Origin of the sequence: Piscirickettsia salmonis LF-89 = ATCC VR-1361 (assembly GCF_000297215.2) — a bacterium.
GTDB classification, from domain to species: Bacteria; Pseudomonadota; Gammaproteobacteria; order Piscirickettsiales; family Piscirickettsiaceae; genus Piscirickettsia; species Piscirickettsia salmonis.
The window spans coordinates 13,591-27,853 of record NZ_AMFF02000056.1; the positions used below are offsets into that span (position 1 = coordinate 13,591).

Genomic DNA, 14,263 nt, shown 5'->3' on the forward strand with positions numbered 1-14,263 from the left:
ACATGATTGAATTTACTCTCCATTCATCTGTAACCGTGCCCTTAACCTGAGCATCGCCTGACTATGAATCTGGCTGATGCGAGATTCGCTCACTCCAACCACCTGACCTATTTCTTTTAAATTAAGCTCTTCATCATAATAAAGAGATAGCACCAACTTCTCGCGCTCAGGTAGTGTTAATATTTGGTCAGCAATACGCTGCTTAAAATCTTCATATAATAGCTTGTCAATCGGACCAACATGATGCCGCTCGACAGGGGCTGCAATATCAAGAGGAACCCCCAAATCATCAAACCCTAATAATTTACTGCCGCTGCTGTCTTGCAACATGCTATGATAATCACTGAGTGTCAAGCCCATAAACTCAGCCACTTCACTATCTTTAACATCACGATGAAACCGCCCCTCAAGAGACTGGATTGCCTCAGCAATTTCACGCGCATGACGATGTACCGAACGCGGTACCCAGTCATTTTTACGCACTTCATCAAGCATAGCCCCACGTACTCTAATTCCCGCAAACGTCTCAAAGCTCGCCCCCTTGCTTGCATCGTATTTTTTCGCTGCTTCAATCAGTCCAATCATGCCCGCTTGAATTAAATCATCCACCTGTATCGCTTCAGGCAATCTTCCCTTTAAATGATGAGCAACACGCCGCACCAAAGTCGCATGCTTTTTAACAAGGTCATCCAAACTCTCCTGTTGTATCTCAGCATACTTTTCAGCCCGCTTCACGCAATTGCCCCCTCCACTGCTGACTGCTGTTTAACTAAGCGCTCAACAAAAAACTCTGTCTGCCCGCTCGCTGTTTTTGGTGCCTGCCAATGCTGTATTTGCTTAGCAAGCGCTGTAAGTGCCATCGCAGCATCTGAGCGCGGATAAATATCAATCACCGCTTTTTGCTTTTGAACTGATTTTTTTATATAAGGGTCAAATGGTAATGCTCCCGCATATTGCAGCATGACATCTAAAAATCGATCAGTAACAGCAATCATTTTTTCAAATAATTTCTCACCTTGCTGTGTATTTTTCACCATATTTGCCAAAATACGAAAGCGTCTCATATTATATTCTGTACTTAATAGCTTAATTAAAGCATATGCATCTGTAATCGATGTCGGTTCATCACAAACAACAATAATCACTTCATGAGATGCGCGCGCAAAACTCACCACGGTATCCGAAATTCCAGCGGCAGTATCGACAACTAAAATATCTAAGCTAGCTGTTAAATGATTAAAGGCCTGAACCAGGCTTGCATGCTCACGCAAGGACAACTCAGACATCTTTTGTAAACCCGATGCAGAAGGAATAATTTTTACCCCTGCAGGCCCTTCAACAATAATATCATCAAGACCACAGCTCCCTTCTAATACATCGACTAAATTATATTTAGGATGAATGCCAAGTAGTACATCAACATTAGCCAAGCCTAAGTCTGCATCCAACAACATTACAGACTGTCCTTGACGTGCAAGTGCAATCGATAAGTTAACAGAAATATTCGTTTTGCCCACCCCGCCTTTGCCACCTGTCACCGCAATCACTTGTGTGGGTTTATTAGGGTCCTGCATTCTCTTACGCAAACCTTCAGCTTGATCATAGCACTTCTCTTCCATGTTCTTCTCCTCGAGCAAACACCATTGCTAAAGCATCATCCGTCACCTCTCGATAACGCTTTTGCATCAATGTTAATGCTCGGTTAATTAAATTATGTGCCCGGGCAACTTTTAAGTCTTCAGGAACACGCTGACCATCAGTAATATAAGTTACAGGTAAATCATATTGAATCGCTATACTAATGGCGCCGCCAATACTCGTTGACTCATCAAGCTTCGTTAATAAGCAGCCATCTAACTCCTTCGGCTCAAAGGCCTTCACTGCTTCTTCTAGTCCCCACACCTGACTGGTTGTTGATAGTGTTAAATAACGTTTCACATGAGGACCACCTTCATAAAGAATATTCAACTGATCACTTAAGCGCTCATCATGCTGACTCATGCCTGCTGTATCAATTAAAATTAAGCTACGCTCACGAAATTCATATAAAGCGCTACGCAGTGCGCCAGCATCACCCACCATGCGCACGGGAACGCCTAAAATTCGTCCATACGTTTTTAATTGCTCATGCGCAGCAATTCGGTAAGTGTCTGTAGTAATAAGTGCAACTTCACTGGCGCCATGGTGCAGCGCATAACGAGCAGCAAGCTTAGCAATCGTTGTCGTTTTCCCCACCCCCGTAGGGCCAACAAGCGCAGTAATTCCTCCATCAAGCAAAACATCTTCACCACAGACTTTTAATAATCGAGATAAAACCTGCAAGGCTTGACGCCACAAGTGTTCAATATTACCCTCGACATTCACACGCTTAGCCACCTTTCGGCAAATAGTCGCTTCTAGGCCCATTTCACTTAAGCGCCGTAATAACATCACCTGAGCTGGTGAGCGCCTTTCCATATCTGCCCATGCTAAGCCCGATAACTGATGCTCAAGCAAGCCACGTAATGAAGTCAATTCACGTCGCATCGCAACTAATGTTGGCTCTTCTGACCACTCCACTTTAATATCGCTGCCATCATCAACTAAATCATATTTTTTCACTTTCTCAGCGACTTTTACCTCTTGCTCTTGAATCAAAGCATTTAAACGCTCACTTGAGAATTGCTGCGCACTCTCCTGTGATTTCTCCATCTGAGCATGTGTTTTAGAATTAGAAGCTTTAGATTTATTATTAGATTTACTAGACACAGCAAAAGTATCTAACTCTTTAATCGGCTTGTTTTTAATTTTTGCTGCCGCCTCTTTTAATAATGGATGATCATTAAGTAGCTGCCGTGAGTGATTATTTTTTTGTTGTTCTTTTTTCTGAGAGACTTGGCTTGAATCAGGCGCGTACGCTATTTTTCTAATTGCAGTCGGATCATAATCGACAGCAGTAACTAGCTCAACGCCTCCATCAACACGCCGGTTTGAAAGAATCACCGCATCAGGCCCTAAAGCCTCTTTCACTTGCTTTAAGGCACTGCGCATATCCTCTGCAAAAAACCGTTTAATTTTCATTCACATATCTCAGTTTTATATCTAAGCGCTTTAAGCGCCTTCTTGACCAATCGATGCGATAATTTTAATTTGTTTATCATCCGTTATTTCCTGATAAGAAATCACAAATACATTCGGTAGTCCTTGGCGGATAAATCGTGAGAATTGCTGACGTATTTGCGGTGAAACGGCCACAACTGCTGGCTGGCTTAAGGCTTCTTGTTTTTGAGATAATTTAGTTAAGCTCTGATTTAAACGCTCAGCCAAACCGGGCTCCACACTACCTGTACCATCACCGATAAAAGCCTGTTGCAAAATTTGTTCCAAATAAGGGTCTAAAGTAATCACTGGGAGTTCTTGGCTTAATCCATTGATTTGCTGCATAATCAGCCGCTTTAATGACATTCGTACGACTTCTCGCAACGCGTCAGGATCTTGACTTTGCCCGCCAAATTGAACAAGCGTCTCACAAATCGTGCGAATATCACGTATTGGTATACTCTCATACAGCAAACCTTGCAACACCTTAGCAATCACAGCAAGTGATAAAATATCAGGAACCAGATTATCCACAAGCTTTGGTGCTGTTTTTGCTAATTGATCGAGTAGTAACTGAACTTCTTCGTACCCGAGTAACTCAGATGAGTTTTGCTGTAGAATTTGGCTGACATGAGTCGCAATCACAGTGCTCGCATCAACCACGGTATAACCTAATGTTTGCGCACGCTCACGCAGAGATTTATCAATCCACGTCGCCTCTAGTGAAAATGCTGGATCACGGGTAGCTATACCATCAAGTTTTTTCACCACTTGGCCAGGATTAATCGCCAACTCCATATCTGGATAGATTTCAGCCTCAGCAACATTAACGCCCATTAAAGTAATACGATAATGATTCGGTGTTAAATCCAAATTATCACGAATATGTACTGAAGGGATTAAAAACCCTAGCTCTTGTGATAACTTTTTACGTACGCCTTTGATCCTAGAAGTTAAATCACCTCCCTGCTCTTTATCTACCATAGGAATTAAACGATAACCAATTTCAAGCCCTAATATATCGACTTGACCGATATCATCCCAAGAAAGCTCTTTTTGATCTGGTTGGCTTGCAGCTGCTTCTTGCTGTAAGGCTTTCACCTCTTCAGCTTTCTTATCTTTTTCACTGCGCTTTAATAAATAAGCAACACCACCTAATACCGCGGCTAACATTAAAAATGCCAAATGGGGCATACCCGGGACCAAACCAATTGCGGCCATCACCCCCGCAGCAATCATAAACACTTTATAATGCGAGAATAGCTGACTGAAAATCTGCTTACCGACATCAGTCTCACTGGTTGATACACGAGTTACCATAATTGCCGCAGACGTTGATAGCAATAACGATGGAATTTGCGCGACTAAACCATCGCCAATGGTCATTAACGAATAACGCTGAAACGCCTCTGAAAAGCTCATCCCATGGTCCATGGTACCGATAGCAACACCACCAATTAAATTAATAAGCAAAATTAAAATCCCAGCAATCGCATCACCGCGCACAAATTTACTCGCACCGTCCATTGCGCCATAAAAATCAGCCTCTTGAGCCACTTCTGCTCGCCGTGCTTTCGCTTCATCAGGACTCACTAAACCTGCATTTAAATCAGCATCAATCGCCATTTGTTTACCTGGCATAGCATCTAAAGTAAAACGCGCACTGACCTCTGAAATCCGCCCCGCTCCTTTCGTCACTACAATAAAATTAATTAAAATTAAGATAATAAAGACAACAAAACCAACAGTGTAATTACCACCAATTACCACCTCACCAAAAGCTTGTATCACCTTACCTGCGGCATCAGGGCCTGTATCACCTTCAAGCAAAACCACTCGCGTCGATGCGACATTCAAGGCCAACCGTAATAAAGTCGCTACTAATAAAATCGTTGGAAAAACGGCAAAATCTAAAGGTTTACCCGCATAAATCACCACTAATAAGACCAATAAGGCCAAGGCAATATTAAACGTAAAAAACAAGTCCAACAAAAACGGCGGCAGAGGAAATACCATCATCGCTAACATCATTAAAACAATCACAGGCGCCCCAAGGCCTGCAAACTTTAATAATTTAATTCCTCGCTGAAAAGGAGTTGCATCCATAATCGTTTATTACTTCCTTGTTACTTTTCTTAATTTAATGCATTAGCTCATCGGGAATTGGCACTGTTTTAGGTACTTTCGGTCGTGTTGCAGTACCTTTCTTATAACGTTTTAACTGAAAGACATAGGCCAAGACTTGAGCCACTGCTAAGTAAAGCCCTTCTGGGATTTCATTCCCTATATCTGTAGTGTAATAAATAGAACGTGCCAATGCCGGTAAAGTTACTATAGACACATCAGAATGTTCTGCAACTTTGCGAATTTGCTCAGCGATAAAATCCCCACCTTTTGCCACCAGTAACGGTGCACCTGCCGCATTTTCCTCATAACTTAATGCAACAGCAAAATGAGTTGGGTTGGTGATAACAACATCTGCCGTTTTTACCCCCTCCATCATGCGTTTTTGACTCATTTCCATCTGCAAGCGCCTAATCTTTTGTTTAACCTCAGGCTGCCCTTCTGTTTCTTTACGCTCATCTTTAATCTCTTTATGACTCATTTTTAATTGCTTTTTATAGTCCCAAAACTGAAAGGGCACATCAATCATTACAACCACCAATAAAGTCATACCAAGACCCAAAGCACACCAACCAATCAGTGTTAACGAATGTAATAAAGCGGCTTTATCTCCTTCATAAGCCAAGTGCAAAAACTTTTCAGAAAAAAACCACATCAAAAATATCGCCATCGCCATGACGAGTAAAAATTTAAAAATCGCCTTAATCAATTCTATGATTGATTTAATCGAAAACATTCTTTTTAAGCCTTTAATCGGATCCATCCGGTCGATTTTTGGTGTAAGACTTTCAGAAGAAAAATTTAAGCCACCCATTAAAATCGGAGCAATTAACGCAACAAGTAAAATTAATGATAAAAAAGGCAATAATAAATAACTAGCTAAAGCAAAAACATCTTTCACTTTAATCATTATTAAATCATCTTGTAGTAACTCAGTAGGTGTTAAAGTAAAACAAATACGGATAATTTTAAAAAAATACTCGCCCATATATTGGCCAAATACAATTAACAAAATCACACCAAAAACAACAATAGCAAATGTATTCAGCTCTTTTGAACGTGGCACTTGACCACGTTTACGTGCATCATCAATGCGCTTTTGGGAGGGGTCTTCGGTTTTTTCTTGGGCATCATCATCATTCTCTGCCATCGCTTATATCACCTTAACTCATTCCCTGTATCATCTGATAAGTTAATTGACTGATTTCTACAAAATAACTTTGAAAGTGCTCATTAATAATAAAAACAACAAAAGCAATCACAACGGCCCCCATTAATAATGTCGTTGGAAAGCCAATACTAAATACATTTAATTGCGGTGCGGCACGACTCATTACACCAAAAGAAAAATTAATTAATAGCAACGATAAAATCGCCGGCAAAGCAATTAATACCGATTTGGCAAACACCCAACTAAACTTTTCTAACATCAGCCAAATAAATTGCGTTGACAATACACTATCTGCTGTAATCGGTAATATCGTAAAACTTTCAACAACCATTTGAATAAACACCAAATGACCGTTCATCGTAAAAAACAATAGGGCAACCATAATAAAATAAACTTGACTCACCCCCGTTACGACAAAACCATTTTGCGGATCAACAAGCGCAGCAAAACCCAAGCCCATTTGCATCGCGATGATTTGGCCTCCGATAACAAAAATCTGAAATAATAATTGGGTCATAAAGCCAATAAAGATACCGATTAAAACCTGCTGAACTGTAATCAATACGCTATCAATAGATAAAATATCAAGTTTTGGAACCTCAGGAATAACAGGAACAATCACAATAGTAATTAATACAGCCAATACAAGTCGTACATGTTTAGCAACATATTGAGAGCCAATCACAGCAATCGTCATCAGCATTGCTGCAATACGAATAAAAGGCCAAAAATAACCAGCAATCCAAGCATGAATATCAGCGGTTGTTAATTCCAGCATAACAACCCTAAAAAACTAGTTAATAATAAATGGAATATTTTTAATCAGCTCTTCAGTAAAGCCAATAATAATTTTAAGCAACAGTGGCCCAGCAAATACCAGTGCTAAGAATGTTGCTAATAAACGCGGCACAAAGCTTAAGGTTTGTTCGTTAATTTGTGTTGCGGCTTGAAAAACGGCAATAATTAAACCGACAACTAACCCTGGCACAATTAAAATCGATGACATGATAATCAACACATAAACAGCACGTGAGATTAAATCGACAGTAACTTCAGGGGTCATGGTTTACTCCTTTTAAATTAAGGCCAGAGTTAAATTCTAAAACTTGATGCCAGTGTCCCTAAGATCAACATCCAACCATCGACTAAAACAAACAACATAATCTTAAACGGCAATGAAATAATTAAAGGCGATAACATCATCATTCCCATCCCCATCAATACACTGGCAACCACCAAGTCAATCACTAAAAACGGCAAGAAAATCATAAAGCCAATCTGAAAGGCTGTTTTTAACTCACTGGTAATAAAAGCAGGCATAATAATGGTCAAAGGAATCTCTGATAATTGATTGGCTTGTGTCCCTGACATCTCAACAAAAAGTTTTAAATCAGCTTCTCGAGTTTGCTCAATCATAAAATTACGAATCGGCTTTTGTGCTTTTTCAAGTGCCGTTTGAACATTAATTTCATCAGCAAAATAAGGCTGAATAGCCTGCTGATTAATTTTCATCCACACCGGACTCATAATAAAAATTGTTAGAAATAATGACAAGCCAATGAGAATCTGATTGGTCGGTACTGTGGGCATACCTAAAGCCTGTCGCAAAATACCTAAAACAATTAAAATTCGTGTAAATGATGTCATCATTAACAAAAACGCTGGCAATAATGTTAGCGCTGTCATTAATAATAAAATTTGCAAGCCGACACTATAGGTCTCACTACCATTAGGTTCTGTCGTCGCTGTCACAATTGGAATCGTCGGTGCAGCACCGGTTGTTATGCAAAAGCCTAAAAATACAATAAAAATTAAAAAAACAGCCAAGCGCTTTTGCTTCATAGGCCTTGCCTTTTAATATCATCAACTTTATTGAGCTTACTCGGTTTTATTTTGGCTATTTTTTCTAATAATAAAGCCTGAAAATTCTGCGACTCTCGCCCTTTAACTTGAATGCACTCATTGAGCACGTGCAGGGTTTGGATATGCTGAGCTGTCACACCAAGCAACACCTGCTCTTTACCCACTTGTACGATTACTAAACGTTCTTTCGAGCCAATGGCTAAGGTAGCAATAATCTCAATTCCCTCTTGTCGATTAAAGCCCCGTTGTTGCAACCGCTTTAAAATAACTCCCAAACCAATAATAAGCAGAATAACCAGCAAAGAGCTCCATAGCATTTGCCAAGCTGTTGAAGAAATAAACCCAGCACCTGCTCCAGTGGTAGGCTGATCTTCAATCATCGTCATCGTCAAAGTATCGGCATGACTACATAACGAAACTGATAACAAACAGATAAAAAATAACAGTGAATAAAGACTACGTTTCACTTTAACTTTTGTAACCTCTCTGCAGCACTAATCACATCAGTCAAGCGAATACCATACTTTTCATTCACAACAACAACTTCACCATGAGCAATTAAGGTCCCGTTGACCCTGACATCCAGAGGTTCACCCGCATAACGATCTAACTCAACAACAGAACCTTGGTTTAACTGCAAAAGATTACGAATACTAATATTCGCCCCCCCGACTTGCATAGAAATAGTCACAGGAAGGTCTAATATTTTTTCTAAATCTGGGTATTCTTCACTCGCTAGTGCAACAGGGTCAAATCCGGTATTTAATGTTTCAAGCTCATCTTTTCCTTCAGCATCACCCGATTCTTCTAAAGCAGCTCCCCAAGCGGCTTCTACATCATCATCAGACTGCGCATCACCTGACTCTTCAAAAGCCTCATCCCAACTGATATCATCATTTTTGTCTTCATCATCACTCATTTTATACTTTCCTCAACTACTGCATGACCATAAAAGTAATCAAGACAAATTTAATTTGACCCTGACCTTTTAGTACAGGCTTCGTAATTTTGCGCATTTTCGCTAATAATTCGCCCTTTAGTTTCTGCCGTCCAGATGTTGTAGCTAGCTCATTGCTAGTAAAATTATGAATCGCCGATAGCACTTCATGGCGCATCTCAGGCATTTTTGATAATAACTTTGGGTAATCTGCTTTTGGCTGAAAAGCCAATGCAAAATCAAGACGCAATAACTGATATCTACCAGATGCATCTAAAAAACGTAAAGTAAATGGCGGGTCAAATTCTAAATAACCGAGTGACTCTTTTAACTCAACCTTTTTCACCACCGGGACAGGCGTGGCTACCTCTGTGCTTGAAGCCTTAGGGTCTCCATCACTACCCCCCATGATAAAAGCAAGCACACCGCCAATTAAAGCAAGAACAACAACGATAATAGCAATAATTATAATTAACTTGCTTTTACCTTTTTTTACAGGCTCTTCAGGGTGAAGCACATCACCTGCTTGTTGGTCTTCTTCAGCCATTTATTACTTCCCTATAATCATTATGACTTTTTGGCAAAACTTGTGCCAATTTCTTAATCCATTATTAAATAAAGATTTTTAGCAAAACCTCAAACAAAATGACAAAATTTTGACAGGTATAATAAATATTAAAATTTAAAGGCGTTAATTAAAGCCTTTAACCAATGGTAAACTTAGTAAACAAAACTTTTTTTACTGTTAAATTACCGACATATTCATTCAAAATTTTTACCACTTGTGTCAATGCTTTTTTTTCTAACTCTGCCCTTTTCCCTGCTTTGCGTAATTGCTTTGATGACTGATTGCTAAATAATTCAACCAAGGTATCTTTAATCAAAGGCATATTATTTTTAATCGCATCTTCAGTTTTCTTATCTGCAGGGACCATTAATGAAACTTCAATGCTTAAAAACTTCCGCGTCGAGTCCTGTAAATTTGTCACAAAAATAGGGCGAATTGGCACATAGACTACTTTATTAGTACTAGCATAAGATATTGAGGCCAAGAAGGTCAGAGTAAATAACGCAAATAAAGCTAAAACAAAATCTATTTTAGTTAATCTACGTGTTTTAAATATATAATATACACATTGAGCTGAATAATATTGAAGTAACATAATCAAACCTCCCAGTCTATGGTAACCATAGTTGAATGTCTCAGGCACTGCCTACTCAGAATTCGAAAAATTCTGCAAAACCACATTAATTTTAGATCGAACACGTTGCTTTTTAGCCGCCTTCTCTTTAAGCGGAGAAATACTGAGTTTTCTAAATACCATAAAGTACAGTGCCCCAACATGATAGTCGGGAATACGCTCTAAAAATGAAAAATATTGCAGAAAAGCTTTATTTGCAATCGGCAATCGATATAAAAATGTTTGGATTTCCCGTACTTCATACCCTAAAGACAACATAATATCCTCAATTCGAGAAATCGATACCCAAGAGCTATCCCAAGGTGAAATATCAAATAAACGCAAAATACAGCGTATTCCTCCCCATAGACTCATGGGGTTAAACCCATAAACAATAAGGTGCCCTCCAGGCTGGAGTATACGTGTGGCCTCACTTAATAAATGTTCAGCATCATCAACACATTCTAACGCATGGGCAAGCACAACAACATCAACACTAGACTCTAATAAAGCCAGCTGTTGATACGAACTAATCATCAATTGAGTTGTACTTTCATCACTAAATGGGTAATCTGCAAGGCATTCGCAATAAAAAAATTTTTCTGCTAATAGCTCTCGAAATTTTAAAGACAAAGACATACCTAAACTCATCGCCACTTGTCCACCGCAGCGATTTAACCAATTAACTAGCTTTTTCTCACAGCTTAAATCGATCTCTTCACCCAATGCAGATTGATACCAAGCGATCATGCGATAACGCCACTGACGATACTGACGATACTTCATTCAGCTCTCCAAAACACGATCTTTCTTTTCCCAACACCCTCAGCTAGAATACTATTAAATTCATTGATAATCATTAGCTATTAACTCGATCATAAATTAAAATATAAAGCAGTTCACATACATGAAAAACACGTTTCATCCTTCTGCTACAATTGCAATGCTAGCACTTACTCTTGCGGCCTGCACTACAACATCAACGATTCAAAAAAATAATGCACTCCAACATAATCAGGCACACCTAGCTTCAAAATCAACAGCAGCTTATGCAGTGACCCCGATTTCTAATTCTATTGCTAGCCTTACACCAATCACCCCAATAGAAAACCTCGCCGCCGGGCCGATCACCGAAGACCCAGATGTTGAACTATGGCAGCGTATTCGCCAACATTTTTCATTGAATCATTATAATAATATACCGCGAGTTCAATATTATATTCATTGGTACTTAAAGCATGCGAAAGATTTCAATACAAGTATAGAACGAGCAACACCTTTTCTTTATTATATCGTTGAACAAGTTGAAGAACGCCACATGCCCATGGAAATCGCTTTACTTCCCTTGGTTGAAAGCGGCTTTCGCCCTAGCGTCTCGTCCAGCGCAGGAGCCTCTGGATTATGGCAGTTAATGCCAATTACTGCCTCGCGCTTTGGTGTCAAACAAAATTGGTGGTATGACGGACGCTTTGATATTGGCAAATCTACCCGCTCAGCACTTAATTATTTACTCTATCTCCATAATTTTTTCGATGGCAACTGGCTACTTGCCTTAGCAGCCTATAACTCTGGAGAAGGAACAGTACAACAAGCTATTACTAAAAATATGCGTGCCCATAAACCAACCGCATATTGGAATTTAGCCTTACCACGAGAAACTCGCGACTATGTCCCTAAACTACTTGCCGCAGCCGCCATTATTGCTAATCCAGAAACCTATCATATTAATATCCCCCAAATAGAAAATAAGCCACAAATTATGCCCATTGATATGGGTGGACAAGTTAACCTTGCTCAAGTAGCAAAATACGCGGGTATCAGTGTCGATGAGGTGAATCGTTTAAACCCTGGATATACCCGCTTAATTACCTCACCCAAAGGCCCCCATATTCTTTGGCTACCCATTGCTGCGGCAAAACGCCTTGAAAGCCATATGAATCAACATCCGAAAAAACAACTGTTATCTTGGCACCGTTATCGTGTTCAGCCCGGTGATACCATCAGTGCTATTGCAAGCAAGTTAGATATTCCTACCCGTATGTTAAGCGAAGTGAATCAATTAAATGGCCACTTAATTTATCCAGGACAATTCTTACTCTACCCCGCCCCCAAAGCAACCCACCATGTTAAAAGCAATCATAACTCACCAAAATCACATGTAGCTACTGCCAACAGCACTAGGACAGCAGCACCTAAACTCTACACTGTCCGTTCTGGTGATAGCCTCTGGGAGATCAGTAAACGCTATCGTATTCACCTTGCAGACCTAAAAAAATGGAATCCGGCCATTCAAAGTCAAAGTTTACATATTGGCCAAACATTGCATTTACAACCAACAGTCTCAACAAAAACAAAACATCAACTTATTACTCACAAATCATCCGATGCGCCTTATTTTGTCCAAGCAGGCGACTCCATTTCAACAATTGCACAAAAGTTTAATATTAGCACCGATCAATTAAAAACCTGGAACAACTTAAAATCTAGCCATATTTATCCAAAACAAAAACTGCTCGTTAACGCACCCAAAGCCACAATGCTCACTTATAAAGTCAAATCAAGAGATACTTTATACCGTATTTCTCAGCTTTTTGACGTCAATGTCAGTGATATTATGTACTGGAATCATTTAAGTAATAATAATATTCATCCAGGCCAGCAACTAAAGATTGCTCAAAATCAAGAGAATCATATCAGCAAAGTCGCCTATAAAGTTCGTAATGGTGATACCCTGTACTCCATTAGCCGCCACTACGATACTACAGTTGCTAATCTACAACACTGGAACAAGTTAAGCAGTAACAGCATTAAAACTGGCCAAGCACTTACTATTTATACTGACACAGCTTAAAGTTTCACACTTATAAGGCCAAACCTCTGGCCTTATACCCAAACATTAAGCATCAAAACTAGCAGATAATTCACTCGCATCTCTAGACAATTGCTCCTCTGCAGTAAGACGATTATGCGAATAACTCCCAACCAATGACTGCTGCCTTAAAACCACACATGCCGTCCCATAAGTAGCTGCAATCAGCGCTGACATTGGCAATACCGTTCCACGAGTTCGAGGAAAACAATCGGATAAATCACTAAGATCAGGGCAATCTTGAAATTCGCGTGCAATAATTGGCGCCGCTGTTAAAGTCAAGCTCAGCCCAACTCGAATAAGAGCAGATAACGATTTTTTTAAAGCTTCCATAGAGCTGTATGTAGCGATACCATTTTCAGTGCCCGTACCCTCTGCATACTGCTGAACCGCTTCACCTGCTTCAGCTTGGCCTTTCTCACGCAACTCCCTAATCAATCTAGTTAATAACCTAACCTTACGGATATCTTTCTCTTGTTCAGGAACGCCATGTGCAGTCCACTCCGCTTGCAAACGTCCTGAGAGATTTCTAACATCACTTACAAATGAATGTCTAAGGCCATCTGCACCTTTACCTTCAAAGTCCAGCTGGCTAGCTTCATCTAATAATACTTTGAGCTCACGGCTAAATTCTGCATTTAAATTTGGCATATAAATTTCCTTTTAATTTAAAGTCCGCAGCAAAGTATACAACTAAAGATGAGCTATTTAATGGCAACATTAATGGCTATATTTAAGTTTTATGTAAATTAATATTCTAAAAAAGTGATAGCAGTTTTAGAGGCTGACATCTCAAAAAGTATTCCTTAATTTAGACATTAAATTTTGGGGATCATTTCAGTTAAAAATAATGGTAATGTATCTATTTGATTGCTTAGTTAGATCGCCTTGCCAAACTCGAATTTATTGATAAATAAACCAATCACCACATCATGCATCTTTTCGCTCTTCGAAAAACAAATGGTTTTGCGTGCTAAACGCTTAATTCGGGTTCTTAGGGTTAAATGCTTGCGCTCAATGGCCTGTGTGTTTTTTTTGCC

At 39.6% G+C, this 14,263-nt stretch carries 16 protein-coding genes; 1 reads left to right on the forward strand and 15 read right to left on the reverse strand.

Annotated features, from left to right (window positions below; translation table 11 throughout):
* Positions 1-12 precede the first annotated feature (12 nt).
* From C200_RS05815 to C200_RS14510, 13 genes are all read right to left on the reverse strand, one after another.
* Positions 13-735 carry an RNA polymerase sigma factor FliA gene (locus tag C200_RS05815; protein ID WP_016209784.1) on the reverse strand — a complete coding sequence of 241 codons (723 nt, stop codon included), beginning with the start codon at positions 733-735 and terminating at the stop codon, positions 13-15.
* Positions 732-1,619, reverse strand: a complete 888-nt coding sequence (locus C200_RS05820; RefSeq protein WP_129556524.1) for a MinD/ParA family protein — start codon at positions 1,617-1,619, stop codon at positions 732-734. The genes C200_RS05815 and C200_RS05820 overlap by 4 nt, the downstream gene beginning before the upstream one ends.
* Positions 1,600-3,060, reverse strand: coding sequence for a flagellar biosynthesis protein FlhF (gene flhF, locus C200_RS05825; RefSeq protein WP_016209767.1), 1,461 nt, complete (start codon positions 3,058-3,060; stop codon positions 1,600-1,602). Before flhF ends, C200_RS05820 begins: the two co-directional genes overlap by 20 nt.
* Positions 3,061-3,090: 30 nt before the next feature.
* Positions 3,091-5,184 (reverse strand): flagellar biosynthesis protein FlhA, encoded by a 2,094-nt coding sequence (gene flhA, locus C200_RS05830; protein ID WP_016209770.1) that lies wholly within the window; start codon positions 5,182-5,184, stop codon positions 3,091-3,093.
* Positions 5,185-5,218: 34 nt separating this feature from the next.
* Complete coding sequence (flhB, locus tag C200_RS05835; RefSeq protein ID WP_016209786.1) at positions 5,219-6,352, reverse strand: flagellar biosynthesis protein FlhB; 1,134 nt, start codon at positions 6,350-6,352, stop codon at positions 5,219-5,221.
* Between the two features lie 13 nt (positions 6,353-6,365).
* The gene (fliR, locus tag C200_RS05840; protein ID WP_016209787.1) at positions 6,366-7,151 is read right to left on the reverse strand and encodes a flagellar biosynthetic protein FliR; all 786 of its coding nucleotides are present in this window, start codon (positions 7,149-7,151) and stop codon (positions 6,366-6,368) included.
* 15 nt (positions 7,152-7,166) lie between these two features.
* Positions 7,167-7,436 (reverse strand): flagellar biosynthesis protein FliQ, encoded by a 270-nt coding sequence (fliQ, locus tag C200_RS05845; protein ID WP_016209776.1) that lies wholly within the window; start codon positions 7,434-7,436, stop codon positions 7,167-7,169.
* Positions 7,437-7,465: 29 nt separating this feature from the next.
* Complete coding sequence (gene fliP / locus C200_RS05850; RefSeq protein ID WP_080664822.1) at positions 7,466-8,215, reverse strand: flagellar type III secretion system pore protein FliP; 750 nt, start codon at positions 8,213-8,215, stop codon at positions 7,466-7,468.
* Positions 8,212-8,703 carry a flagellar biosynthetic protein FliO gene (gene fliO / locus C200_RS05855; protein WP_016209797.1) on the reverse strand — a complete coding sequence of 164 codons (492 nt, stop codon included), beginning with the start codon at positions 8,701-8,703 and terminating at the stop codon, positions 8,212-8,214. Before fliO ends, fliP begins: the two co-directional genes overlap by 4 nt.
* Complete coding sequence (fliN, locus tag C200_RS05860; RefSeq protein ID WP_016209775.1) at positions 8,700-9,155, reverse strand: flagellar motor switch protein FliN; 456 nt, start codon at positions 9,153-9,155, stop codon at positions 8,700-8,702. Before fliN ends, fliO begins: the two co-directional genes overlap by 4 nt.
* A gap of 16 nt (positions 9,156-9,171) precedes the next feature.
* A complete protein-coding gene (locus tag C200_RS05865) occupies positions 9,172-9,720 on the reverse strand; it encodes a flagellar basal body-associated FliL family protein (RefSeq protein ID WP_016209779.1) in 549 nt (182 codons plus the stop codon).
* A gap of 157 nt (positions 9,721-9,877) precedes the next feature.
* Positions 9,878-10,183 carry a flagellar basal body-associated FliL family protein gene (locus C200_RS05870; protein ID WP_161625457.1) on the reverse strand — a complete coding sequence of 102 codons (306 nt, stop codon included), beginning with the start codon at positions 10,181-10,183 and terminating at the stop codon, positions 9,878-9,880.
* A gap of 204 nt (positions 10,184-10,387) precedes the next feature.
* Positions 10,388-11,140, reverse strand: coding sequence for a methyltransferase domain-containing protein (locus C200_RS14510; RefSeq protein WP_016209788.1), 753 nt, complete (start codon positions 11,138-11,140; stop codon positions 10,388-10,390).
* A gap of 121 nt (positions 11,141-11,261) precedes the next feature.
* Between C200_RS14510 and C200_RS05880 the strand changes: the two genes are divergently transcribed.
* Positions 11,262-13,205: a LysM peptidoglycan-binding domain-containing protein gene (locus C200_RS05880; RefSeq protein WP_016209785.1), complete on the forward strand. Its 1,944-nt coding sequence runs from the start codon at positions 11,262-11,264 to the stop codon at positions 13,203-13,205.
* Positions 13,206-13,250: 45 nt separating this feature from the next.
* On the opposite strand, the gene C200_RS05885 is transcribed toward C200_RS05880, so the two are convergent.
* A complete protein-coding gene (locus C200_RS05885; RefSeq protein WP_016209794.1) occupies positions 13,251-13,874 on the reverse strand; it encodes a hypothetical protein in 624 nt (207 codons plus the stop codon).
* 227 nt (positions 13,875-14,101) lie between these two features.
* The coding region (locus tag C200_RS05890) for an IS1 family transposase (RefSeq protein ID WP_033923705.1) at positions 14,102-14,263 on the reverse strand (162 nt) is incomplete at its 5' end.

Coding starts and splice junctions, on each gene's coding strand:
- fliR (WP_016209787.1), bottom strand. CDS start 7,151: ATGCTGGAATTAACAACCGCTGATATTCATGCTTGGATTGCTGGTTAT.
- C200_RS05880 (WP_016209785.1), top strand. CDS start 11,262: ATGAAAAACACGTTTCATCCTTCTGCTACAATTGCAATGCTAGCACTT.
- C200_RS05820 (WP_129556524.1), bottom strand. CDS start 1,619: ATGGAAGAGAAGTGCTATGATCAAGCTGAAGGTTTGCGTAAGAGAATG.
- fliQ (WP_016209776.1), bottom strand. CDS start 7,436: ATGACCCCTGAAGTTACTGTCGATTTAATCTCACGTGCTGTTTATGTG.
- fliN (WP_016209775.1), bottom strand. CDS start 9,155: ATGAGTGATGATGAAGACAAAAATGATGATATCAGTTGGGATGAGGCT.
- fliP (WP_080664822.1), bottom strand. CDS start 8,215: ATGAAGCAAAAGCGCTTGGCTGTTTTTTTAATTTTTATTGTATTTTTA.
- flhB (WP_016209786.1), bottom strand. CDS start 6,352: ATGGCAGAGAATGATGATGATGCCCAAGAAAAAACCGAAGACCCCTCC.
- flhF (WP_016209767.1), bottom strand. CDS start 3,060: ATGAAAATTAAACGGTTTTTTGCAGAGGATATGCGCAGTGCCTTAAAG.
- C200_RS05865 (WP_016209779.1), bottom strand. CDS start 9,720: ATGGCTGAAGAAGACCAACAAGCAGGTGATGTGCTTCACCCTGAAGAG.
- flhA (WP_016209770.1), bottom strand. CDS start 5,184: ATGGATGCAACTCCTTTTCAGCGAGGAATTAAATTATTAAAGTTTGCA.
- C200_RS05885 (WP_016209794.1), bottom strand. CDS start 13,874: ATGCCAAATTTAAATGCAGAATTTAGCCGTGAGCTCAAAGTATTATTA.
- C200_RS14510 (WP_016209788.1), bottom strand. CDS start 11,140: ATGAAGTATCGTCAGTATCGTCAGTGGCGTTATCGCATGATCGCTTGG.